At 65.0% G+C, this 22,586-nt stretch carries 21 protein-coding genes; 14 read left to right on the top strand and 7 right to left on the bottom strand.

The window, feature by feature from the left end:
• The first annotated feature begins 1 nt into the window (after nucleotide 1).
• The 10 genes from hutI (at nucleotide 2) to OVY29_RS00255 (ending at nucleotide 9,925) form a co-directional block, all read left to right on the top strand.
• Nucleotides 2-1,213: an imidazolonepropionase gene (gene hutI, locus OVY29_RS00300; RefSeq protein WP_313910598.1), complete on the top strand. Its 1,212-nt coding sequence runs from the start codon at nucleotides 2-4 to the stop codon at nucleotides 1,211-1,213.
• Entirely contained in the window at nucleotides 1,210-2,730 is a 1,521-nt protein-coding gene (hutH, locus tag OVY29_RS00295; RefSeq protein ID WP_037554175.1) for a histidine ammonia-lyase, read from the top strand. Before hutI ends, hutH begins: the two co-directional genes overlap by 4 nt.
• Nucleotides 2,730-3,533: an N-formylglutamate deformylase gene (hutG, locus tag OVY29_RS00290; RefSeq protein WP_313910597.1), complete on the top strand. Its 804-nt coding sequence runs from the start codon at nucleotides 2,730-2,732 to the stop codon at nucleotides 3,531-3,533. The genes hutH and hutG overlap by 1 nt, the downstream gene beginning before the upstream one ends.
• The gene (gene hutU / locus OVY29_RS00285) at nucleotides 3,533-5,194 is read left to right on the top strand and encodes a urocanate hydratase (RefSeq protein ID WP_313912029.1); all 1,662 of its coding nucleotides are present in this window, start codon (nucleotides 3,533-3,535) and stop codon (nucleotides 5,192-5,194) included. The genes hutG and hutU overlap by 1 nt, the downstream gene beginning before the upstream one ends.
• Before the next feature lie 189 nt (nucleotides 5,195-5,383).
• A complete protein-coding gene (locus OVY29_RS00280) occupies nucleotides 5,384-6,547 on the top strand; it encodes an acyl-CoA dehydrogenase family protein (RefSeq protein WP_313910596.1) in 1,164 nt (387 codons plus the stop codon).
• 3 nt (nucleotides 6,548-6,550) lie between these two features.
• On the top strand, nucleotides 6,551-7,381 hold the full coding sequence (locus tag OVY29_RS00275) for a MaoC family dehydratase N-terminal domain-containing protein (RefSeq protein ID WP_313910595.1): 831 nt from the start codon (nucleotides 6,551-6,553) through the stop codon (nucleotides 7,379-7,381).
• 219 nt (nucleotides 7,382-7,600) lie between these two features.
• Nucleotides 7,601-8,122 carry a hypothetical protein gene (locus tag OVY29_RS00270; RefSeq protein WP_037554180.1) on the top strand — a complete coding sequence of 174 codons (522 nt, stop codon included), beginning with the start codon at nucleotides 7,601-7,603 and terminating at the stop codon, nucleotides 8,120-8,122.
• Between the two features lie 78 nt (nucleotides 8,123-8,200).
• The gene (locus OVY29_RS00265) at nucleotides 8,201-8,608 is read left to right on the top strand and encodes a hypothetical protein (RefSeq protein WP_037554182.1); all 408 of its coding nucleotides are present in this window, start codon (nucleotides 8,201-8,203) and stop codon (nucleotides 8,606-8,608) included.
• Nucleotides 8,609-8,624: 16 nt separating this feature from the next.
• Nucleotides 8,625-9,350: a C39 family peptidase gene (locus OVY29_RS00260; protein ID WP_313910594.1), complete on the top strand. Its 726-nt coding sequence runs from the start codon at nucleotides 8,625-8,627 to the stop codon at nucleotides 9,348-9,350.
• An 8-nt stretch (nucleotides 9,351-9,358) separates the two neighbouring features.
• A complete protein-coding gene (locus OVY29_RS00255; protein WP_037554183.1) occupies nucleotides 9,359-9,925 on the top strand; it encodes a hypothetical protein in 567 nt (188 codons plus the stop codon).
• Between the two features lie 100 nt (nucleotides 9,926-10,025).
• Here the strand turns inward: OVY29_RS00255 and OVY29_RS00250 are convergent, their stop codons facing one another.
• The gene (locus OVY29_RS00250; protein ID WP_313910593.1) at nucleotides 10,026-11,474 is read right to left on the bottom strand and encodes a hypothetical protein; all 1,449 of its coding nucleotides are present in this window, start codon (nucleotides 11,472-11,474) and stop codon (nucleotides 10,026-10,028) included.
• Complete coding sequence (locus tag OVY29_RS00245) at nucleotides 11,471-12,151, bottom strand: helix-turn-helix domain-containing protein (RefSeq protein WP_313910592.1); 681 nt, start codon at nucleotides 12,149-12,151, stop codon at nucleotides 11,471-11,473. The genes OVY29_RS00250 and OVY29_RS00245 overlap by 4 nt, the downstream gene beginning before the upstream one ends.
• Nucleotides 12,152-12,430: 279 nt before the next feature.
• Between OVY29_RS00245 and OVY29_RS00240 the strand changes: the two genes are divergently transcribed.
• The gene (locus OVY29_RS00240) at nucleotides 12,431-12,775 is read left to right on the top strand and encodes a response regulator transcription factor (RefSeq protein WP_235211455.1); all 345 of its coding nucleotides are present in this window, start codon (nucleotides 12,431-12,433) and stop codon (nucleotides 12,773-12,775) included.
• 38 nt (nucleotides 12,776-12,813) lie between these two features.
• Here OVY29_RS00240 and OVY29_RS00235 read toward each other — a convergent pair whose 3' ends face one another.
• The 3 genes from OVY29_RS00235 to OVY29_RS00225 are packed head-to-tail and all read right to left on the bottom strand — an operon-like array spanning nucleotide 12,814 to nucleotide 16,861.
• On the bottom strand, nucleotides 12,814-13,599 hold the full coding sequence (locus tag OVY29_RS00235) for an SDR family oxidoreductase (RefSeq protein WP_313910591.1): 786 nt from the start codon (nucleotides 13,597-13,599) through the stop codon (nucleotides 12,814-12,816).
• Nucleotides 13,600-13,632: 33 nt separating this feature from the next.
• On the bottom strand, nucleotides 13,633-14,676 hold the full coding sequence (locus OVY29_RS00230; RefSeq protein ID WP_313910590.1) for a metallophosphoesterase: 1,044 nt from the start codon (nucleotides 14,674-14,676) through the stop codon (nucleotides 13,633-13,635).
• 4 nt (nucleotides 14,677-14,680) lie between these two features.
• Nucleotides 14,681-16,861 (bottom strand): TonB-dependent receptor, encoded by a 2,181-nt coding sequence (locus OVY29_RS00225; protein ID WP_313910589.1) that lies wholly within the window; start codon nucleotides 16,859-16,861, stop codon nucleotides 14,681-14,683.
• A 171-nt stretch (nucleotides 16,862-17,032) separates the two neighbouring features.
• On the opposite strand from OVY29_RS00225, the gene OVY29_RS00220 reads away from it, so the two are divergent.
• Nucleotides 17,033-17,653, top strand: coding sequence for a helix-turn-helix domain-containing protein (locus tag OVY29_RS00220; RefSeq protein ID WP_313910588.1), 621 nt, complete (start codon nucleotides 17,033-17,035; stop codon nucleotides 17,651-17,653).
• A gap of 19 nt (nucleotides 17,654-17,672) precedes the next feature.
• On the opposite strand, the gene OVY29_RS00215 is transcribed toward OVY29_RS00220, so the two are convergent.
• Nucleotides 17,673-18,299, bottom strand: coding sequence for a TetR/AcrR family transcriptional regulator (locus OVY29_RS00215; protein WP_313910587.1), 627 nt, complete (start codon nucleotides 18,297-18,299; stop codon nucleotides 17,673-17,675).
• A gap of 132 nt (nucleotides 18,300-18,431) precedes the next feature.
• Between OVY29_RS00215 and OVY29_RS00210 the strand changes: the two genes are divergently transcribed.
• Together OVY29_RS00210 and OVY29_RS00205 are read left to right on the top strand one after the other, a co-directional pair.
• Entirely contained in the window at nucleotides 18,432-20,669 is a 2,238-nt protein-coding gene (locus tag OVY29_RS00210) for a TonB-dependent receptor (protein ID WP_313910586.1), read from the top strand.
• A 52-nt stretch (nucleotides 20,670-20,721) separates the two neighbouring features.
• Nucleotides 20,722-21,579: a tyrosine-protein phosphatase gene (locus OVY29_RS00205; RefSeq protein WP_313910585.1), complete on the top strand. Its 858-nt coding sequence runs from the start codon at nucleotides 20,722-20,724 to the stop codon at nucleotides 21,577-21,579.
• A 110-nt stretch (nucleotides 21,580-21,689) separates the two neighbouring features.
• Here OVY29_RS00205 and OVY29_RS00200 read toward each other — a convergent pair whose 3' ends face one another.
• Complete coding sequence (locus OVY29_RS00200; protein WP_313910584.1) at nucleotides 21,690-22,454, bottom strand: SDR family oxidoreductase; 765 nt, start codon at nucleotides 22,452-22,454, stop codon at nucleotides 21,690-21,692.
• Nucleotides 22,455-22,586: the final 132 nt, after the last annotated feature.

Here is a 22,586-nt window from a genome sequence, read left to right as displayed (position 1 = left end):
AATGGCGCATAAGAACGATGCTGTCCAGATGGAGCAGCTTTGGACGAACGCCCGACTCGCAACGATGGCCGATGACGCGCTCGGCCTGATCGACAATGGCGTGGTGGCAGCGAAGGATGGGCGCATCGCCTATGCGGGGCCGGCCGAAGGCGCGCCGGCAACCGCCGCGACGGTTACCGATTGCGAAGGCCGGCTGATCACGCCCGGGCTGATCGATTGCCACACCCACCTCGTCCACGGCGGCAATCGCGCGAACGAATGGGCGATGCGCCTCGAAGGGGCGACTTACGAAGAAATCGCGCGAGCGGGCGGCGGGATCGTCTCGACCATGCGCGCGACGCGTGCGGCGAGCGAAGCCGAGTTGATCCAAAGCGCCCTGCCCCGCCTCGACGCGTTGATCGCCGAGGGCGTCACGACGATCGAGATCAAGTCGGGCTATGGCCTGTCGACCGACGACGAGCTCAAGATGCTGCGCACTGCGCGTGCGCTTGGCGAGCGCCGAGCGATCCGCGTCGAACCCACTTTCCTCGGCGCACACGCCCTGCCCCCCGAATATAAGGGAGACAGCGACGCCTATATCGACCTCGTCGTCGGCGAGATGATTCCCGCCGCCGCGCCGCTCGCAACCGCGGTCGACGCCTTTTGCGAAGGCATCGGTTTCACGCCCGCGCAATGCGAACGCGTGATCGAGGCGGCGAAGGCGAACGGCCTTTCGGTCAAGCTCCACGCCGAACAATTGTCGGCGCTGCACGGCAGCGCGCTTGCCGCGAGCCACGGCGCGCTGTCCGCCGATCACCTCGAACATGCGACCGACGACGATGTCCGCGCGATGGCAGCGGCGGGCACCGTCGCGGTTCTCCTCCCCGGCGCCTACTATTTCATGCGCGAGACGAAGCTGCCGCCAGTCGACGCGATGCGCCGCCACGGCACGCGCATTGCGCTTGCGACCGACAACAACCCCGGCACCTCGCCCACGACCTCGCTGCTGCTGATGCTCAACATGGGCGCCACCTTGTTCGGGCTAACCGTCGTCGAGGCATTGCGCGGCGTCACGGTCAACGCCGCCGCCGCGCTCGGGCTGGGCGCCGGGATCGGCACGCTCGAAGCCGGCAAGGCGTGCGACCTCGCGATCTGGGACGTCACTGAACCCGCCGAGCTTGTCTATCGCATCGGCTTCAACCCGCTTCACCAACGCATCAAGGACGGACAATGATCATCGAGCCCGGAAATATTTCGCTCGCCGACTGGCGCGAAATCTATGAGGGCGCGAGCGCCGAACTCAGCGACGCCGCATGGGATGCGATTGATGCGAGCGCCGCCGCGGTCGCGCGGATCGTCGCAAAGGGCGCGCCCGTCTATGGCATCAACACCGGCTTCGGAAAGCTCGCGAGCGTGCGCATCGCCAACGACGATCTGGCGACGCTTCAGCGCAATATCGTGCTCAGCCATGCCGCGGGCACCGGCGCACCCTCGCCGACGAAGATCGTCCGCCTGATGATGGCACTCAAGCTCGCGAGCTTCGGCATGGGTGCTTCGGGCGTCCAGCGCGAAACGGTCGCGATGATCGAGGCGATGCTGGCGAAGGGGCTCACCCCGGTCGTCCCTTCGCAGGGCTCGGTCGGCGCGAGCGGCGACCTCGCGCCGCTGTCGCATATGGCCGCGGCGATGATCGGCGTGGGCGCGATCGAGGTGGGCGGCCAGACGCTGCCCGCCGCCGACGCGCTGAAGCAGGCGGGTCTCGCGCCGCTCGACCTCGGCCCGAAGGAAGGTCTCGCCCTCCTCAACGGCACCCAATTCTCGACCGCCAATGCGCTGGCGGGTCTCTTCCGTGCCGAAACCGTCTTCCGCTCGGCGCTGATCACCGGCGCGCTCTCGACCGAAGCGGCCAAAGGCTCCGACGCGCCCTTCGACGCACGCATCCACGCGCTGCGCGGCCATGCTGGACAACGCGAGGTCGGCGATGCGCTGCGCGGCCTGATGGCGGGGTCGGCGATCCGCGCTTCGCACGCGGTCGACGATCCGCGCGTGCAGGACCCTTATTGCCTCCGCTGCCAGCCCCAGGTGATGGGCGCCGCGCTCGATCTGCTAAGACAAGCCGGGACGACGCTCGGCATCGAGGCGAACGGCGTTTCGGACAATCCGCTGATCTTCGCCGATACCGACGAGGCATTGTCGGGGGGCAATTTCCACGCCGAGCCCGTCGCCTTCGCCGCCGACATGATCGCGATGGCGCTGTGCGAGATCGGTTCGATTTCGGAGCGCCGCATCGCGATGCTCGTCGACCCCGCGCTCTCAGGCCTGCCCGCCTTCCTCACCCCGCGTCCCGGCCTCAACTCGGGCTTCATGATCCCGCAGGTCACCGCGGCAGCGCTCGTCAGCGAGAACAAGCAGCGTGCCTATCCGGCTAGCGTCGATTCGATCCCGACCTCGGCCAATCAGGAGGATCATGTCTCGATGGCCGCGCACGGCGCGCGCCGCCTGCTCGACATGGCCGACAACGCCAGCGCGGTGATCGGCATCGAACTGCTCGCGGCGTGCCAGGGCATCGATTTCCACGCGCCGCTGAAATCGAGCGACGCGCTCGAAGCCGCACACAAGCACCTCCGCGCGAATGTGCCGACGCTCGAAGACGACCGGCATTTCCACCCCGATATGGAGGCCGCGACCGCGCTGATCCGCTCAGGCAGCCTCGTCGCCGCGGTTCCCGCCAGTCTGCCGGGTCTCGGCTGATGGACTGGCTGCGCGTCCATCGCGGCGACGCGCCGCTCGTCATCGCCTTCCCGCACGGCGGCACCGATCTTGCTGGGCTCGACGCGCAGTTTGTTTCGCCCTGGCACGCGCAGATCGACACCGACTGGTGGATCGCCGAGCTTTACGCCTTCGCCGCCGATCTCGGCGCGACTTTGGTCGCGACCGACATTTCGCGCAGCGTGATCGACATGAATCGCGATCCGTCGGGCGCGCCACTCTACCCGGGGCAGGCGACGACCGAACTCTGCCCGACGACGACCTTCGACGGCGAGCCGCTCTATCGTTTCGACCAGCCCGACGAGGCGTCGATCACCCAGCGGCTCAACCTTTACCACCGTCCCTATCACGACACGCTGACCGCCGAACTCGACCGTCTGAAAGCCGCGCACGGCAAGGTCGTCCTCTATGACGCCCACTCGATCCGCAGCCATGTCCCGCGCCTGTTCGACGGCGAACTGCCGCAGTTCAATATCGGCACCAACGGCGGCGCGACCTCCGCCCCCGAGCTCGAAACGATCGTCGCGAACATTTGCGCCGCGAGTGGCCCTAGTCATGTCGTCAACGGCCGCTTCAAGGGCGGCTGGACGACGCGCCACTATGGCCGCCCCGAAAGCGGCATCCATGCGATCCAGATGGAGCTGGCGCAGCGCGGCTATATGGCCGAGCCCGATACGATCACGCACGTCAACTGGCCCAGCCCCCTCGACCCCAATCCCGCGATCCGGCCCGTGCTCGAACAGGTCATCGCTGCGACACTCGATTTTGCGAAAGGACATTCATGATCACCCGTCTCGACAACAGCCGCGTGATTCGCCCGGCGACCGGCCCCGAGATCAGCGCGAAAAGCTGGCTCACCGAAGCGCCGATGCGGATGCTGATGAACAATCTGCACCCCGACGTCGCCGAAGCGCCGCACGAGCTCGTCGTCTATGGCGGCATAGGCCGCGCTGCGCGCGACTGGCAGAGCTATGACAAGATCGTCGAGACGCTGAAGCGGCTCGAAGGCGACGAAACCCTGCTCATCCAGTCGGGCAAACCCGTCGGCGTCTTCCAGACCCACGAGAATGCGCCGCGCGTGCTGCTCGCAAATTCGAACCTCGTCCCCGAATGGGCGAATTGGGAGCATTTCCACGAGCTCGATAAAATGGGCCTGATGATGTACGGCCAGATGACGGCCGGAAGCTGGATCTATATCGGCAGCCAGGGCATCGTTCAGGGCACCTACGAAACCTTCGTCGAAATGGGGCGCCAGCATTATGGCGGCAGTCTTGCGGGCCGCTGGCTGCTTACCGCCGGTCTCGGCGGCATGGGCGGCGCGCAGCCGCTCGCGGCGGTGATGGCGGGCGCAAGCTGCCTCGCGATCGAATGCCAGCCGAGCCGGATCGAGATGCGGTTGCGCACCGGCTACCTCGACAAGCAGGCCTCGTCCATCGACGAAGCCATTGCGATGATCGAGGCGAGCCATGCCGAGGGCAAGCCGGTATCGGTCGGCCTGCTCGGCAACGCCGCCGAAGTGCTGCCCGAGATGGTCCGCCGCGGCATCCGTCCCGACCTGCTCACCGACCAGACCTCGGCGCACGATCCGGTGAACGGCTATCTCCCCGCCGGCTGGAGCCTCGACGAGTGGTTTTCGAAGCGCGAGAGCGATCCGGCGGCGGTAGCAAAAGCCGCGAAGGCGTCGATGGCAGTGCATGTGCAGGCGATGCTCGACCTGCAGGCCGCGGGCGTGCCGACGACCGACTATGGCAACAACATCCGTCAGATGGCGAAGGATGAAGGCGTCGAAAATGCTTTCGACTTTCCGGGTTTCGTCCCCGCCTATGTCCGCCCGCTCTTTTGCCGCGGTATCGGTCCGTTCCGCTGGGCGGCGCTGTCGGGCGATCCCGAGGATATCTACAAGACCGACGCCAAGGTGAAGGAGTTGCTGCCCGACAATGCACATCTCCACAACTGGCTCGACATGGCGCGCGAGAAGATCCGGTTTCAGGGTTTGCCAGCGCGCATCTGCTGGGTCGGGCTCGGCGACCGCCACCGGCTCGGCCTCGCGTTCAACGAGATGGTGGCGTCGGGCGAACTCAAGGCCCCCGTGGTGATCGGCCGCGACCATCTCGATTCGGGCTCGGTCGCCTCGCCCAACCGCGAGACCGAAGCCATGCGCGACGGCAGCGATGCCGTCAGCGACTGGCCGCTGCTCAATGCGCTGCTCAATACGGCATCGGGCGCGACCTGGGTGTCGCTCCACCACGGCGGCGGGGTCGGCATGGGCTATTCGCAGCATAGCGGCATGGTGATCGTCGCCGACGGCACCCCCGAGGCAGCGAAGCGGCTCGAACGCGTGCTGTGGAACGACCCCGGCACCGGCGTGATGCGCCACGCCGACGCGGGCTATGATATCGCGATCGAGTGCGCGCGTGAGAAGGGCCTCGACCTGCCGAGCATTTGAGGCGCGGTCATCTCTCTCTTCTTCCGTCATCCCAGCGAAGGCCGGGATCTTACCCTATCGGAAATTCGCACCGGCGAGATCCCGGCCTTCGCCGGGATGACGATCAAGTGCAGAGCGCCGATAGTGCTTGGCGGGTGATGCTTCGCATTCTAAGGCTCTCCCCGACGATCAGGGGAGAGCCGAACGCCGATGTCCGAAGCCCAGTCGCAGAGCCACCCCGAAATCCGCGAGGCGGTGCGCCGCCTCTGTGCCGATTTTCCCGGCGAATATTGGCAGCGCCTCGACCGCGACCGCATCTATCCGACCGAATTCGTGCGCACGCTGACCGAGGCGGGTTTTCTCTCGGTTCTGATTCCCGAAGACTATGGCGGATCGGGGCTCGGCCTCGGCGCCGCGACCGCGGTACTCGAGGAAATCCACCGCTCCGGCTGCAACGGCGGCGCGTGCCACGCGCAGATGTACACGATGGGCACGCTGCTCAAGCACGGGTTGGAGGCGCAGAAGCGGGAATATCTGCCCGCGATCGCACGCGGCGAGCTTCGCCTGCAGGCCTTCGGCGTGACCGAGCCGACCGCGGGCACGGACACGACGCGCATCCGCACCTTCGCAAAGCGGGTCGGCGACAAATATATCGTCAACGGCCAGAAAATCTGGATCAGCCGCGCCGAACATTCGGATCTGATGGTCCTGCTCTGCCGCACCACCCCGCGCGAGGAATGCGCGAAGCCTTCGGACGGGATGAGCGTGCTGCTCGTCGACATGCGCGAGGCGGTTGGCAAGGGCCTGACGGTCCGTCCCGTCCGCACGATGCTCAACCATGCGACGACCGAGCTTTTCTTCGACGATCTCGAAGTCCCCGCCGCGAACCTGATCGGCGAGGAGGGCAAGGGCTTCCGCTACATATTGTCGGGCATGAACGCCGAGCGCATCCTGATCGCATCCGAATGTATCGGCGACGGCCGCTTCTTCGTCGACCGCGCGGCCGCCTATGCCAAGGACCGGTCGGTCTTCGGCCGCGCGATCGGCGAGAATCAGGGAGTCCAGTTTCCGATCGCGCGCGCCTGGGTCCAGATCGCCGCCGCCGCCGGGATGGTCGACAAGGCCGCGCAGATGTTCGACGCCGGCGCCGATTGCGGGACCGAAGCCAATATGGCGAAGATGCTCGCATCCGAAGCCAGCTGGTACGCCGCCGACATGTGCGTCCAGACGCACGGCGGCTTCGGTTTCGCCGAGGAATATGACATCGAGCGCAAGTTTCGCGAAACGCGTCTCTATCAGGTCGCGCCGATCAGCACGAACCTGATCCTGAGCCATGTCGCGACCCACGCGCTTGGCTTGCCCAAAAGCTTTTGAGCGATGGACGATTTTTCCGCCTGGGTCGGCCGCAGCGAAACGCGCGAGGATATCGCGACCCAAGCGCCGCTGCGGGGTCTCGCCGCCTTGCTCGACCATGACGCCGTGCCGGATATTCTCCCGCCGCTCGGTCACTGGCTCTATTTCCTTCCCGACGCCCGGCAGTCGGCGATCGGCGAGGACGGCCACCCGCGCCGCGACGGCGCGGGTCTGCTCCCGCCCGTCCCGCTTCCGCGCCGCATGTGGGCGGGAAGCCGCATCGAATTCCTCGCTCCGATCAAGGTCGGCGCCGCGCTGACCTGCGTCACCACGGTCGACGCGATCAAGCCCAAGCGCGGGGCGAGCGGCGATCTGCTCTTCGTCACCTTGCGTCACGACATCGCGGCGAATGGCGTGCCCGCGATCCGCGAGGAACAGGATATCGTCTTTCGCGAACCCGCCCCGGCATCGCCCGCGCCGCAGGCACCGACCCCGGTCGCACCCGCCGAACCCGCCGACGTGGTCCGCAGCGTTTCGCCCGATCCGGTACTGCTCTTCCGCTATTCGGCGCTGACCTTCAACGCGCACCGCATCCATTACGACCGCGATTATGCGCGGGACGTCGAAGGCTATGCCGGGCTGGTCGTCCACGGTCCGCTGATTGCGACGCTGTTGATGGATCATGCGCTGCGTTCCGCCCCCGACCTCGCTCCCCGCCATTTCGCCTTCCGCGCCGAGGCGCCGCTGATCGACGGCGCGCCCTTCGACCTCTGCCTGACGCGCGACGACGAGGGGGTCAGATTGTGGGCGCGCGATGCCGCCGGGCGCCCGGCGATGCGCGCGGGCCTCGCCTGAAAACAGCGGATTCGGAGCGGAATCGAACGCGCGCAATTCCTCCTACTGTTATCATCTGGGTAATTCTTCACCTCCGACATTGCCAATTCGCAAAGCGGATGCGCCGGGCGGGGAGCATGGTGCGCTTGTTCGCAAGGATGCGGACAACTGTGGGGAGGTCCGCACCATCGCGCCACGCGGCGTGAGCGAATTCCCTTTTGCCAATGTAAGGAGACGATCATGAAGAAAGTCATGCTTGCAGCGTCGGTTCTGGCGCTCGCGATGGCGGGGTCTCCCGCCTATGCACAAACTCTCGGCGGCGGGACCAACACGACCGGTGCGTCGGGCAACAACAGCGACAATGACACCGTCGTTGTGAACGACCTGATCGACCTGTTCGTCCAGGACAATGCGGCCGACACCTTCTCGGACGACGACCAGGACAATGATGGCAACGGCTCGTTCAACAGCAACACGCTCGTTGTCGCGACGCAGTCGCTCAGCGCGACCAACACCAACCAGAATATGGACGAACTCGTCGATCTGGACGGTGAGGACGACACCGATACCGCTGTCGGCTACAACAGCGGCAACAACTCGGTGCGCGGCAATGCCTTCGCGGCTTATGCGGGCATCCTGAACGCTGCCTGGAACACGGGCATCAACTCGAACGCCCAGGCTGCGACCAACATCGCCGCGCAAGGCACCGTCAGCTTCGGCGACAGTGCTCCGGCCGGTGGTGGCGGCGGCGGCGGCGACTGATCGGTCCCCCCGGATGGCCGGCCCGGCCCCACTGGCGGGCCGGCCATTTCTTCCCGTATCGCTTTCGAGGAGCGCATCATGAAACCCCCGATCGTCCCGGTTCTGCTGGTCATGGCAGGCTTGTCCGCGCCGGTATCGGCCCAATTGCCTCCGCCCGATGCGGCGCTGCCCGTCGTGGCGCACTCCGCCCCGGCTGAGGCCCTTGCGGCGTCGGCCATTCCGGCGCGGCCCGAACGCAAATCGCCGATGCTGAACGACAGCGAACTCGACACGCAACGCGGCGGCCAATCGCTCGTCATCACCAACCAGACGATGGAGTCGCTCGTCGCCGGCAATGTCCTGAACGGCGACTATACCGCAGGATCGGTCGCGCTCAGCGATTTCGCCCTGTCGAATTTCAACGGTGTCGGCAACCTGCTGATCAACACCGGCGCGCAGGTCAGCGCCCAGAGCGGCATGAACCTGACCATCAATCTCGGCGATTGAATTCGCCGTGCGGCCCATGCGAGCCTTGATCGCGGGCATGCTGTGCGCCCTCGCCGCGGCACCCGCCGCCGCCGAGGTCCGGCTGACCGGACCCGAAACCGGCGGCACTTACCAGCTTCAGGTGATGACCTGGTGGGACATTCCCTTTCGTTCGGTCATCCGCCAGCGTTATGATTTCAGCTGCGGTTCGGCCGCGCTCGCAACGCTGCTCACCTATCATTATGGCGCACCGACGTCCGAAGCGATGCCCTTCCGCGCGATGTGGGAAAAGGGCGACCGCGAAGCGATCCGCAAGGTCGGCTTCTCGATGCTCGACATGAAGACCTATCTCGCCTCGCGCGGCTATCGCGCCGAGGGCTTCCGCCTGACCGTCGACCAGCTGAAGCAGGTGAAGCGCCCGACGATCGTCCTGATGGACCTAAAGGGCTTCAAGCATTTCGTCGTGATCAAGGGCGTTCTCGGTGATCGTGTGCTCACCGGCGATTCGGTACTCGGCCTCAACGAATATTCGCTCGAGGATTTCGAGAAGCACTGGAACGGCATCGCCCTGGCGATCGTCGAAGGGGGCAAGAAACGCCCCGAATTCAACCTCGCCGGCGACTGGGGGCCCTGGTCGCAGGCTCCACTCGAAAAGGACGGATCGCTCCACGTCGCGGCCGGCGACCTTACCACCCACCTTCCCCCCCAATATCAGCTGACGCCGCAGATCCTGCTCGACGTGCGCGTCGGCACCGTGAAATGAGAAAAACCATGTCCCCACGCATCCTCATCCTCGCCTTCGCGCCCCTGCTCCTCGCGGCAAGCGAGCCCGAGGACGGCGACCTGCTGGCCAGCGCGCAGACGGTACCGGACGAGGTGCTGGCCGCGCAGCGCGGCGGCTTTGCCTTTCAGGGCATGGTGATCGCCTTCGGCGCCGACATCCGCAGCTATGTGAATGACGAGCTCGCGCTGCGCACGATCGTCAGCTGGACGCCCGAGGGGCAGACGATCGAACGTTTCGTCTCGCCCGCGCTGACCGCGGTCGACGCGGCGCAGATACAGGGCGGCATATTGACCAGCGGCGGCATCTCGATGCGCGTCGGCGACGAGACGGTGTTCCTCGCGAACAACGGCCAGACGGCGCTGATCCAGAGCACCGACGCGATCCAGAATGTGCTGATCAACACCGCCAGCAACGTCTCGCTGAACCAGCAGGTCGACGCCGTGCTCGACATCAGCGGCTATGAAGGCTTCCGCGATGCGCTCGCGACGACACGGCTCAGCGACTCGATCGGCGCCGTGATGGGCGCCCAGACCGTCGGCGCACTCGGAAACTAGGGATCATTCCGAACGACCCCCCGCCCCCGTTTCGACAGGGACGGTTCACCTGGCCCCGCCATCATTGGCGGGGCTTCTTTCCGGGTCGCTTTGAAAAGGTCTATTTGCCGCCGAAGGGCATCCGCAGCGTGATCGACACGTCGGGCGCATCCTCGGTCACCCCGATTTCGAAGCCGAGGTTGAGCACGTCGCGCTGGGTCAGCCGGTACGACATGCCGAAATTGAGCGAACCAACGTGGAGATAGTTTGATTTCTGGCGCGTATCGCCGATCTCGGTCTTCGTCGGGAAGATATAATTGTGGCGATAGCCGAGCGAGAAGGAAAAGCGGGGGTTGAGCGCAAAGCCGAAGCCGATGTTGGCGGACACCGCATCGCCCGGGTCGACGCGCCCGATCAGCACATCGCCGACCATTTCGTTCACGTCGCGCGGGATGTGATAAAGGTAGGCCGCGCCGCCATAGATCACCGCGGGATCCGACGGCATCAGGAAGTTGAGGCCCGGCTGGACCGCCCAGAATCCCGACCCGGTGGCGAGCCCCGTCGCGACGCCGAATTCGTCATAGCCGATCTCGAACGGCCCCTTGCCCGTGTCCGATTTGACGCGCAGCGTTCCGACGAAAATCGGCTTTTGCCCGACCGGCCGGTTGAATTGATAGCGAAGCGAAAATTCGGCGTCGCCGAATCCGTCCTCGCGCAACGCGATTTGCCGGACGATGCCTTCGTCACGCTGCTGGACGACCTCGATCCGGTCGTTGCGATACAAATAGGGCAGCCGCACTTCGGCTTCGAGCCGGTCGGTGATCCCGTAACGCAGCGACGCCGTGCCGACGAGCGTGTCGCGATCGGCGTCGGTCGCCTCGATCAGGCCGATCTGGATGCCGGGGATCAGCTCGATCCCGCGGAACACGAGGCGGTTGGTCGACGAGCGCGTATATTCGAACGAGGGTTCGAAAAAGAGTTCGCCGGCGCGCGTGAGCACGCCCTGCCCTTCGGGAACCGCCGCGACGCGTTGCTGGGGTGGCTCTTCCGGCGGCGGCGCTTCGCCGACCGGCGCATCGGGCAGCGCGACCGCGTCGCTGCCGGGGCCGGGAAGCGCGGGTCCGGCGCCGACGCCCTGCCCCCCGACACCCCCCATGCCCGTGCCGCGGAAGATGTCGAGCGGCGCTTCGGCGAGCGCGAAGGAGGAAAGCCGGTCGACCTGCGCCTGCTGGGTCACGATCTGTTGCTGGAGCTTCGCGATCTGCTCTCCCTGCTCGGCGATCATGGCGCTCTGCCGGTCGATCAGCGCGCGCTGTTCGGCGATGATCCGGCGCTGCGCGTCGATCTCGCTCTCGGAACTCGCGGCGGGATCGCCCGCGGCAGCGCCTGCCGGTGCCAGCGCCGCGGCGCGCCAGGTCGGCGCGGTGTCGAGTAACGGCAGCGTCTCGCAAAGGCATTCGAGCGCCGCCGCCTCATGCGCGCGTGCCTGCGCGGGCATGAAGACGGCCGAAAAGCCGGCGGCCGCCACGCCCAAATGGCGCAGCGCGGGCGGGGCGGACACGATGCTCATGCTCCCAACTCCTGCCCGGCGAAGGGTGGCCGCATCCGCATTCCCCCCATCCTGTCGATCGCCATCCCCGCCTCTTCGCCGGCGATGGCGCGCAGTCCGTGCGGATCGAGCAGCCGGCACGATTGCGGGCCGTCGAGCTCGATCAGGCCCTGGCGAACGAAGCCCGATATGGTGCGGCTGACCGTGTGGATCGTCAGCCCCAGGTGATCGGCGATGTCGCCGCGCGTCATCGGCAGGGGGACGCTGCCGATCGCCGACAACCGCTTCGCAGCGATCAACAGGAACGCCGCGACGCGTTCGTTCGCGTTGCGGCGGCCGAGCAGGAATATACACTGGTTGGCGCTATCGAGCGCGCGTTCGAGAGCCCGGCTCTGCCGCGGCGCGTCGGGCCCGCCGTTCGATGCGGGACGGCGGGCCAGGACCACGTTCGTCACGGCCTCGGCCGCGGCGTCGCGCGCGCCATATTCGACGCCGAACACGTCGCCCTGATAGAAAAAGCCGGTCAGCTGGCGATGACCGTCGACGTGAAAATGACAGGTCCGGACGGTGCCGGAGATGACTTCGAACCAGCAATCGCCGGGATCGCCCTGCGAAAATATGATTTCGCCCTTACGAAATTTCAGGATGGCATCCTGCGGAATCGCCCCGCGATGAACTTCTGCCGACAGACCTTGCACGCCACGTCTCCAATCTGGAATTGGTATTTGCGGCGACCCCGTTTGCGAGTCTCATCTGCCTTTGCGGACGTCGAATCCATCCGGGGAAAGACCTAGGAATTCGTGTGTAAGGATGGCTTAGATGAATCACTTACGTATAATTCCTTAGCGTTTTCGGGGAATATACATTTGGATTCCAGCACCATAGCTGTATCGGCACAACGAGTGCCGCCATATACTTAATTAGCTTGCGTTAATTGCTAAACAGCTCGCAAAGCGATATGCTCCTCACCAGAGCAGGTGGGTGGCGGCTTTGCCGCGCAAAAGATGCTCGTCGGTCGCAAAGTGTCCACGCCTTGGGTGTCAGGGGATTGCACCGTGCATCGAAATGCTTTGAACGTCGAACCGCATTTGACCTTTCGTGAGCATCAAATACTGGAATTGGTAGCTGTCGGCTGCTCGGCCAAGCAGATCGCGCTCGAGATCAATATCGCGCCGCGTACCGTGGAACGGCATATCGAAAATGTGCGGCTGAAACTCAATGCCCGCAACCGCGCGCACCTGATCACGCAGGCGATGCACCTCGGCCTGCTGGTCATCGAAACCCCCGCGCCCGACGAGCCGACGCTCTTCGAACTCAAATGACCGGGGCGCCCGCAAGGCCCCGCGAACCTCGCCAACCTTCAGCCGCGTTGTGAAGAGATATTGCCGCCATCGACGACGAGTTCCGCGGCCGTGATATAGCTCGCCTCGTTCGACAGCAGGAAGCGGACGACGCGGCCAATTTCCTCCGGGACGCCGATCCGTTCGAGCAAGATGCGCTTTTCGAAATAGCCTTCGGGCAGATTGTCGACCGCCGGCTTCATCATCGGCGTCATGATCTGGCCGGGGGACAGCGAATTGATCCGGATATTGTCGCGCGCCAGACGGTCGGCGAGCGAGCGGACGAGCGACAGCATCCCGCCCTTGGCCGCGCTGTAGATCGGGTTCATCGCGTTGCCGAGCGTCGCATTGATCGAGGTGATCGCGACGATCGCCGAGCCGGGATTGGCAGCAAAATCGGCGTGGAGTTGCTGCGTCAGCAGCGCGAGCGGGCGCAGATGCGTGTCGATACCCGCCGCCCAGCTTTCGGGCGTGATCCCTTCGAGCGAGGCGGTGTCGACGATCCCCGCGGCGTGGACGAGCCCGCCGATCGCGCCAAGCGCATCGCGGCTGGCCGCGATCGCGGCGGGATAGGCGTCGAGATCGGTGAGGTCGATGCCGATGCCGACGGCCTTGACGCCGAACGCCTGCGCGATCGCCGCGGCTTCGCCCTCGGCCTTGCCGGAGTTGATATCCCAGAGCGCGACCGCCCGGCCGACCGCCGCGAGCGCGCGCGCCGAGGCGAGCCCGATCCCCGACGCCCCCCCGGTGACGATCACGGCGGTGTGGGGTGCGCCGAGCGCGGGCGAAAGATCGGTAGAATTCATAAAGGAACAGTCTCCATGATGTGATCGGGCGGATCAGTCCGGACGGACGATCGCGGCGGGCCCCTGTTTTCCAAAAAGACCGTCGAGCTTCAGATTGCTGACACGTGGCGCGCCCTCGGCGACCGAAACCCACATGACGTGATCGACCGCGGCAGAATCGTCGACGACGCCCCCGGGGATGCCGCCCGTCGTCCCGAGTTGGATATAGTCGGTCCCCCCGCGCGCCTCATAGGCATATTTATGAAAATGCCCCGCCAACACGGTGTGCGGACGCTCCTTCAGCATGTGCTCGATCTCGCGAAACGCGGGCGAATCGACCTTCCACGCCGGCCGGTGCATCAGCACGAAGGTCCAGCGCACCTTGGGGTTCTTCGCGAGCGCGTCGCGCACCATTTTCACCTGGTCCACGCTGAACGCGACATTTTCCGAACCGCGGATCTTGGCGGCAAGCTCGGCAAGCTTGGGGTCGCTCGCGAACAGCGCCTCGGCCTTGGCCGGATCGCCTTGCAGCGATTCGAACACCGTCTTCATCGCCTCGCCGCCATATTGCTCGAACAGCTTCATCCGCGCGATCTTGGGCTGCGGTGGGTCCTCGGTGTTGAGAACGAGGAAGAGCGCGTTCTTGTAGGTGAAGCTGTAATAGTCCGCACCCAGCCGCTTGGGCCATTCGGTGCGCTGGACCTCGTTGGTCAGGTCGTGATTGCCCGGCACATAGAAGAAGGGAACGCTCAGCCGGTCGATCGCGGCGCCCACCTCCTTCCACTCGGTATCGAGCTGCGCCAGATCCTCCGTATTGCCTTCGATCAGGTCGCCGATGTTGATGACGAAATCGGGGCGAAGCCTTTCGACCTTCTCCATCGCGCCCTCGAACACGCCGGGGCGGTGCTTGCCGGTGCGGTCGCCGATGACGACGAAGCGGAACTCGCCCGCGCCGCCCCCAAAATCCTTTTGCGTGCGCGCGACTTCGGCAGCGCCGGGGCGATAATGTTTCGCCCCCTGTCCGGCGCCGAACGCGGCGCCAGACAGCGACAGGGCGAGCGCGCCGAGCGCGATCGCGGGGATCCTGACCCGGTTCATCGGCTCAGAACTCGACCGTCAGGTCGACGCCATAGGTGCGCGTTTCGCCGAACAGCGCGCCGGGGCGGCCGATGTTGAACTGCATGATATAATATTCGGTGTCGGTGAGGTTGCGGCCCCACAACCCGACGCGCACGCCTTCGACGCCCGGGATCTCGGCCAGCGTCAGCCGCGCGTTGAGCAGCCCGTAATCGCCGGTGATGAATTTGCCGCCAGAGATGGTCGATCCGGTGAACTTGTCGCTTTGCATCGTATAATTGACGTTCGCCGACAGCGTCCCCACCGGCAGGTCGGACAGCGTATAGTTGGCGTCGAACGCCAGCGTGTTCTTCGGGGCGTTGGTGAAGCGATAGTCGGCCGAAATATCGTTGCCCGCGGCGTCGATAATCTCGTCATATTGCGCGTCGAGATAGCCATAGTTGATACCGAAGCGCAGGCCCCGCGTCGGCGCGAGCGTCAGGTCCACCTCGACGCCCCTCACCGTCGCCTTGCCCGCGTTGAGCACGTCGGTGATCCGGACGTTGGTCGGGTCCGACTGAACGTTGATCTGGATGTCCTTATACTTCGACTGGAAGGCCGCGACGTTCAGGCGGAGGCGGTCGTCGAGCCACTGGCTCTTCAGCCCAAGCTCGTAAGACCACAAAGTTTCGGAGCCGAAACCCTCGTTGAAGCGCGAAATCGAGCTCGCGCGGATATTATAGCCGCCCGCCTTATAGCCCTTCACCGCCTTGGCGTAGATGTTGACGTCGTCGGCGACGTCATAGGCGATCACGAAACTGGGGCTGAAATCGGTGAACTTGCGGCTACCATCGCCGAACCCCGGCACCGGAACGATCGGCCCTTCGTTGACCTGCGTCTCGCGCCGCAGCGTCGCCTCGCGCTTGTCCCAGCTGTGACGCGCGCCGACGGTCAGGTGGAGCCGGCGATCGAGCCATTCGGGGCTGTAGGTCGCCTGACCGAAGACGGCCCAGCTTTCATTCGCGATCGTCGCCGTCGTGAAGCTACGCGTCCGCCTCGGCGGGCTGTAGCTGTTCGAAAAATTGCTGCCGTCTTCGGAGAAATAATAAACGCCGGCGACATATTCGATTTGGCGGTCGGCGAGGTCGCCGACGAGTTGCAGTTCCTGGCTCCACTGGTCTTGCTTCGTCAGGCTGCTGTTCTTCTGCAGTGGATCGGGACCGCTCACGCCAGTCAGATAATCCTGATTCTGGAAATTGCTGAGCTTGCGATAACCGGTGATCGACCGGACCGTGAGCGCGTCGGCGGCGTTCCATTCGGCGATGAGACTATGTCCCTGCGAGGTCACGTCGTTGGGCAGCAGGTCGCGGACCAGCGGGCTGCCGGCCTTCGGACGCTGCGCCTTCAGCGGGTGAAGCGGCGAATCGACGACATAGATCGGCGTGTCCTCGATCTCCGACCGATCATATCCATAGCGCAGGCTGAAGGCGTCGGTGGGCTGCCACAGCATGTCGGCGCGCATCGCCTGGCGATCCTTGTCGCCCCAGCGCTTCACCCCCGTGCCGGGATTCTTCACAAAGCCGTCCTGCTGGATATTCGCATAGGAAAAGCGCGCGGCGAGCGTGTCGCCGACGGGCACGTTGACCGCGGCCTTGAAGCGGCGATTATTGTAATTGCCGAGCGTCACCTGTCCCTTGAAGCCGAAATCGCCAAGTTCGGGTTTTTTGGTGATGAAGTTGATCGCGCCGCCCGTCGCGTTGCGGCCATAGAGCGTGCCCTGCGGGCCGCGCAGCACCTCGACGCGCTCGAGTTCGGCGACTTCGAGCGCCTGCCCCTGGCTGCGCGCGACATAGACGCCGTCCATATAGACCGCGACGCCGCCGTCCTGCGTGATCTGGTCGTCGCTGAGCCCGACGCCGCGCATGAAGATCTGCGTCGTCGCGGCGCTGTTCGGATGCGGGGTGAGCTGGAGGTTGGGCACATTGGCGCGCAGGTCGGTGAGCCCGGTGATCGCCTTGGTTTCGAGCTCTTCGGCGGTGAAGGCCGCGATCGAGATCGGGGTATCCTGCAGCGATTCGGCCCGCTTCTGCGCGGTGACGACGATTTCGCCGAGGCCCTGGCTTTCGTCGGTCGCGGTTGCGGCAGTTTGGGCCAGCACGGGCTGTGCCGCGGCGATCGCGAGCGTGCTCAGCAGCAGGCGCGCCTGCGGCCCGGAAACCTTCTTCATCGTCTTCCCCTCCATGAACATCGGAGACGTGCTTTCGCCCCCGCTTCGCGATTCTACCTTCGCGTAGGTAGATTTCTACCTGCATGAAGGTAGATTGCAAGCGCGATTTGATTGCGCCACAAGGGGGCGCGGCGCGAGAGCGCGGAAACGGAAGGTTTTTGAGCATTGAATATGAAGCCCATCAGGCACGTACGCGGCGAAGCGACGCGCCAGGCCATTCTCGAGGCAGCCGAAACGGTTTTCGCCGAGGTCGGCTTCACCACGGCAAGGCTCGAGGATGTCGCCGCGGCGGTCGGCATCCGTCGCCCCTCGATCGTCTATTATTTTGCCAACAAGCAGGATCTGTATGATGCGGTCGAGGAGGATATCTTCGCCGCCATGCACGGCGAAGCGCTCGGCCGCATCGCACAGCATGACAAACCCATCGACAAGCTACTCGCGCTGTTCGACGGATGGCTCGACTTTTTGGTGGCGCGGCCGTCGGCCGCCCGGATCATTCAGCGGCTCGTCGCCGACGTCACCCCGCGCGGCGGCGACCCCACGCAATTCTCGAACGTGCTGCTGCGCGATGTCGAAACCGTGGTGAACGAAGGCGTCGCCGCCGGCGACTTTCGCCCGTTACCGCCGATGCACGTCGTCAACGCGGTGGGATCGAGCTCGCTTTTCTATGTCTGCAATAGCAAGCAGCTCGGCTCCAACCGCAGCTACGACGCCGCCGACCCCAAGGAACTCGAAAGCTTCCGCGAACTGCTCCACCTGCTGACCCGCGCTGCGGTCGCTCCTTCCAGCTAGCTCCGAGGCGCGACGTGCGTCAGGGCAGCACGGCGGTGCACGCAAGCTTGTGCAGTAAGGTTCGGAAGACGGCCTTGTCCGCCGGATCGGACGGATCGTAACGCCGCTGCTCGCCAACCTGGCGACTGTTGCAGACAAAGAACAGGATTCCCGCCGCAACGCCGTTGACGAATGTCATCGTCGACAGGGGGACAAAAGCACCCCTCGCGATCCCATAGGCCAATGTCCGGTCCATATCTTCGAGCGCGACGTAGGAAAACTCCACCGGATTATCACCGCGAACGGCCGTATCGGCAACGAGGCGTTGAAGGATGCGGGCGGCGGACGGACGATCGATGAAGAAGTCGAGCCAGGCGTCGAGATGCGCGAGCAGTCGGGCCGTAGGATCCTCGACTCCCGCCGTGCGCGCCTCGCAGACCGCGTGCATATTCTCGAATATGCGCTGCTCGACGGCATCGTAGAGCATTTTCTTCGTCGAGAAATGATGGAGCAGCGAGGGCCGCCGAATACCGACGGCGTCGGCAATATCCTCCAGCCGCGCGGCCCGGAAACCTGTCGCCGCGAACACGCGCTCGGCTTCGTACAGGATGGCTTCGCGGGTCGCGTCGGCGCGTTCCTTGCGCGTCGCCGGCATGGGAATGGTCATGTGCATCGCGCCTTTTTGGCGCATTCGAATGACGCTTGCAAATCTCCCTTCTCCGGCTACAAATTCATCTACTCATCAGTAGGTGAATCGACGCAGGGGCAAAAACCTGCGCGAAAACGGGAGGGAGAATTTATGTCGATCGGAGGAATACAGCTGATACGCGCTGCGCTCGCAGCATCGGCCGCTACCTGCCTCGCAGCCGCGCCAGCCGCGGCGCAGGAAGGCGCTAGCGACGAGAGCGTCGGCGTCGCCGACATCGTGGTGACCGCGCAGAAACGCGAAGAGAATCTGCAGGACACGCCGATCTCGATGGTTGCGCTCGGTTCGGAAGCGCTGGAGCAGAAGGGCATCGGCTCGCTATCCGACCTGTTCACCGGCGCGGTGCCATCGATCCGCATCGCGCCCTTCGTCGGGCGCGTGTCGGCGGTCAGCATCGGCATGCGCGGGCTGGTCCCCGTCGATGCGACACAGGTGACGCGCGATCCCACCGTCGGCGTCTATATCGACAGTGTCTACCTCGGCCGCGTGTCGGGGCTCGGTATGGAGCTTGCCGACATCGAGCGCGTCGAGGTGCTGCGCGGCCCGCAGGGCACGCTGTTCGGCCGCAACACGATCGGCGGCGCGATCAGCGTCGTGTCGAAGCGACCGACCGGCGAACTCGGCTTCGACCTGAAGGCAGGAATCGGCAATTATCGTGGGCGCAGCTTCGCAACGCATATCAACCTGCCGCGGGCAGCAGGCATCAGCGTCAAGGTCGACGGGGTTTACGAAGGTCGCGGCGGGCTGGTGCAAAACCCGCTCGGCGGCGATGCGCGCGATTATGGCGAGATCGAGAAATATGGCTTCAAGATTTCGGCACTGCTCGAGCCCGCCGACAATGTCTCGATCCTCTATTCCTACGACCTGTCGCGCGACAAATCGACGGGCCTCTATCACTATATCACCGCGTCCGAGCAGCCGCCGGCCGCCACACCGTCCTTCATCGAGCTCGACACGGGCCGGGTCAAGGTCGGGCGGATCGGTCTTCCGCTGTTCCGCAATCCGCAGGAAGCCAAGGGACACAGCCTCACCGCCGAATGGGATATCAGCGACGCGCTGACGCTGCGCTCGATCTCGGCCTGGCGGAACCTCGATTCGACGCAGATGGACGGCGACGAAGGATCGAACACGACCTGGGGCCCGGGGCGTCGTTTCGGCCGCCTGAGCTACGCCAATGTCAAGCAGGACCAGTTCAGCCAGGAGGTACAACTCGTCGGCGACGTGGGCGAGCTGAAATTCGTTCTCGGCGGCTATTATTTCAAGGAAAACGGCCGCGACGAAGCGATCGTCTATTCGCTGGGTACGCTCAATCCGACGTTGACCGGGGTCGATCTTTTCCCCGAGCCCTCACCCGACGGCGGCGCCGGCAACCTTCCCGATCGCGCGGCGGAGGTGCGCGTGCGGTCCAAGGCGCTGTTCGGTCAGGCGACCTGGTCGCCCGAGGCGCTGCGCGGACTGCATATCACCGCCGGCGCGCGCTACACCGACGATCACAAGGACGGCCGCCTGCTCTTCATCCGCGGCGTCGATCCGGATCTGTCGTTCGTCTTCAACTCGAGCCGCGTCGATCCGATGGCGACGATCGCCTATGACTTCAGCGAGGATATCAACGCCTATGTGAAGTGGAGCCGCGCCTATCGCGCCGGCGGCGCCAACACGCGCTCGGTCATCTTGCGCACCTTTGGCGAGGAGGAGTTGACGGCGTGGGAAGCCGGGATGAAGGCGGACCTTTTCGATCGCAGGCTGCGCGTCAACGTCGCAGCCTATATGAGCCGCCTGTCCAACCAGCAGGTCGACTTCCTGAACCCCGCCTTCATATCGAACACCGAAACGGTCAACGCGCCCGAAAAGCGCAAGATCAAGGGGATCGAGGCCGACATCACGCTCGTTCCCGTGCGCGGCCTGTCGCTGTCGGCGAACTATGTCTATACCGACGCGCCGCCGACACCCGTCCGCAATATCTTCACCGACGAGATCGAAGAGGTGTTTTCGGCCTTCACGCCGAAGCATTCGGCGTCCTTCTCGGCCGACTATCTCTTTCCGGCCGTTTCCTTCGGCCAGCTCCGCGCGCATGTCGGGCTCGATACGGCGGGGAATTATATTCCCAACGGCACGGTGGAGACCAAGACGGAAACGGCGTTGCTGCTGAACGCCCGGGTGTCGCTCGGCGAGATCGCACTGGGCGGCGGTGAAATGGAGGTCGCGGTCTGGGGCAAGAATCTGACCAATGCGACCTATAATCTCCTCGATTTCCGCATTCCTCGCCGGACGACGGCGACACTCTACAACGAACCGCGTACCTATGGCCTCGAGGCCAGAGTGACATTCTGAAGGAACACGCCCGGCACCGCGATCGGCGCCGGGCGAATTGTCGGAGGCAAAGATGAAAAAGATATTTCTTGCGCTATTGTTGCTGACCCCGGCCATGACGATGGCGCAGGGCGCACCCGTCGCTACGCCAGCCGCACCGGCGCCGGAAAGGGCGCGCGAGATCGCTCTATCGGGCGGCGACAATTTCCGCGACATCGGCGGCTACCGCACCAAGGACGGCCAGGCGGTGGCATGGGGCAAGCTCTACCGCTCGGCCTCGGTCGGGCGCTATACCGCCGAGGATCAGGCGCTGATCCGCAAATTGTCGGTAGGGTCGATCATCGACCTGCGCTCGACGCGCGAACGCCAGGCCGACAAGACACCGTGGATGCAGGATACGGGCGTCGGTTACTGGACGCGCGATTACGACCTTTCGGGCGGCAATCTGGGTGCGCTGTTCGCGAAGGGCGCGACGTTCGACGCCGAAACGATGCGCGGCGTGATGATCCAGGGCTATCGCGGCTTCCCCAAGGAGCAGGCGGCGTCTTACCGGGTGCTTTTCGACCGGCTGCTGAATTCCGACAAGGCGGTGATCGTCAATTGCACCGCGGGCAAGGACCGCACGGGCCTTGGCGTCGCGCTGGTGCTGAACGCGCTCGGCGTTCCTTATGAGACGATCATGGCGGATTATCTCCTGAGCAACACGATGCTCGACGCCAAGGCGCTGCAGGCCGACGCGGGAATGAAGGCGGCGATGACGGCGCTCCCCCCCGATGTCGCCAAGCCGCTGCTAGGAGTCGAGCGCGCTTATCTCGACGCCGCCTTCGACCAGATCAACAAGGATTATGGCAGCGTCGAAGCCTATCTGGACCGCGAACTCGGGGTCGATGCGGCGGCGATCGAGCGGCTGCGCCAGCAGATGCTGAGCTGAACGCTTCCCTCAATTCGTTCGTGCTGAGCTTGTCGAAGCACCGTTCTTCTTTTCGCTGTTGAAAGAAAGAACGGCGTTTCGACAAGCTCAGGACAAACGGACCATCAGGTTCAGCTATTCTGCGCGAGCGTGAGAAACACCGGCCGCTCGCCCCCGCCGTGCACCGCGATGCGCGCGCCGCTGACATAGGCGGCGTCGGCCGATGCGAGGAAGCTCACCACGCCCGCGACATCCTCGCCGCCCGCCATGCGGCCGAGCGGCAGCATCGCATCGATGCGCTTCATCCCTTCTTCGCCGCCATAATGATCGGCCGCCGCTTCGGTCGCGACGAGCCCGACGACGACCGCGTTGACGCGCACCTTGGGGCCCCATTCCATCGCGAGCGATTCGGTGAGGCTGAGCAGCCCCGCCTTCGCCGCACCATAGACCGCGGTTCCGGGCGACGGACGCACTCCCGACACGCTCGCGATGTTGACGATGCTGCCGCCCTTGGCTTGGCGCTGCATGAACCGGTTCGCCGCCTGCGCGACGTGCAGCGGCCCCAGCAGGTTAAGCGCGAGGACACGCTCGGAGAAGCGCGGCGACGCGGTGGCCGCATCGGCTTCGGGCGATCCGCCGGCATTGTTGACGATAAGGTCGAGCCGGCCGTGGCGCGCCAAGATGCGCTCAACCATCGCCTGCACCGCGTCGGCGTCGCGCACGTCGCACGCTTCATATTCAGCGACGGCGCCGTCATGCGAAGGCGCCTCGGCGGGCGCGTTGCGTCCGCAGATCGCGACCGCGAAACCGTCGGCGAGCAAGCGCTCGGCGATTGCGCGGCCGATGCCCTTGCCGCCCCCCGTGACGAGCGCCACGCGCCGATTTCCGTCCGCCATATATGCCTCCATCGTTGGGCCAACCTCTCCGCTCCGGCCCGGCGAAAGTCTCCCCCCATATGGCGGTATCGAACCCGCCGCCACAGTCCCTAATCGCTTCAGGCAATGGCGGAGGCGTGCGCGTTCGCCGCA

The organism is Sphingopyxis sp. SE2 (assembly GCF_032227185.1).
In the GTDB taxonomy this organism is placed as follows: Bacteria; Pseudomonadota; Alphaproteobacteria; order Sphingomonadales; family Sphingomonadaceae; genus Sphingopyxis.
The sequence above is the reverse complement of the archived record's forward strand: the minus strand, read 5'-3'. Positions and strand labels throughout refer to the sequence as shown.

Coding starts and splice junctions, on each gene's coding strand:
- hutI (WP_313910598.1), top strand. CDS start 2: ATGGCGCATAAGAACGATGCTGTCCAGATGGAGCAGCTTTGGACGAAC.
- hutH (WP_037554175.1), top strand. CDS start 1,210: ATGATCATCGAGCCCGGAAATATTTCGCTCGCCGACTGGCGCGAAATC.
- hutG (WP_313910597.1), top strand. CDS start 2,730: ATGGACTGGCTGCGCGTCCATCGCGGCGACGCGCCGCTCGTCATCGCC.
- OVY29_RS00280 (WP_313910596.1), top strand. CDS start 5,384: ATGTCCGAAGCCCAGTCGCAGAGCCACCCCGAAATCCGCGAGGCGGTG.
- OVY29_RS00275 (WP_313910595.1), top strand. CDS start 6,551: ATGGACGATTTTTCCGCCTGGGTCGGCCGCAGCGAAACGCGCGAGGAT.
- OVY29_RS00270 (WP_037554180.1), top strand. CDS start 7,601: ATGAAGAAAGTCATGCTTGCAGCGTCGGTTCTGGCGCTCGCGATGGCG.
- OVY29_RS00265 (WP_037554182.1), top strand. CDS start 8,201: ATGAAACCCCCGATCGTCCCGGTTCTGCTGGTCATGGCAGGCTTGTCC.
- OVY29_RS00260 (WP_313910594.1), top strand. CDS start 8,625: ATGCGAGCCTTGATCGCGGGCATGCTGTGCGCCCTCGCCGCGGCACCC.
- OVY29_RS00255 (WP_037554183.1), top strand. CDS start 9,359: ATGTCCCCACGCATCCTCATCCTCGCCTTCGCGCCCCTGCTCCTCGCG.
- OVY29_RS00250 (WP_313910593.1), bottom strand. CDS start 11,474: ATGAGCATCGTGTCCGCCCCGCCCGCGCTGCGCCATTTGGGCGTGGCG.
- OVY29_RS00235 (WP_313910591.1), bottom strand. CDS start 13,599: ATGAATTCTACCGATCTTTCGCCCGCGCTCGGCGCACCCCACACCGCC.
- OVY29_RS00230 (WP_313910590.1), bottom strand. CDS start 14,676: ATGAACCGGGTCAGGATCCCCGCGATCGCGCTCGGCGCGCTCGCCCTG.
- OVY29_RS00225 (WP_313910589.1), bottom strand. CDS start 16,861: ATGAAGAAGGTTTCCGGGCCGCAGGCGCGCCTGCTGCTGAGCACGCTC.
- OVY29_RS00220 (WP_313910588.1), top strand. CDS start 17,033: ATGAAGCCCATCAGGCACGTACGCGGCGAAGCGACGCGCCAGGCCATT.
- OVY29_RS00215 (WP_313910587.1), bottom strand. CDS start 18,299: ATGACCATTCCCATGCCGGCGACGCGCAAGGAACGCGCCGACGCGACC.
- OVY29_RS00210 (WP_313910586.1), top strand. CDS start 18,432: ATGTCGATCGGAGGAATACAGCTGATACGCGCTGCGCTCGCAGCATCG.
- OVY29_RS00205 (WP_313910585.1), top strand. CDS start 20,722: ATGAAAAAGATATTTCTTGCGCTATTGTTGCTGACCCCGGCCATGACG.
- OVY29_RS00200 (WP_313910584.1), bottom strand. CDS start 22,454: ATGGCGGACGGAAATCGGCGCGTGGCGCTCGTCACGGGGGGCGGCAAG.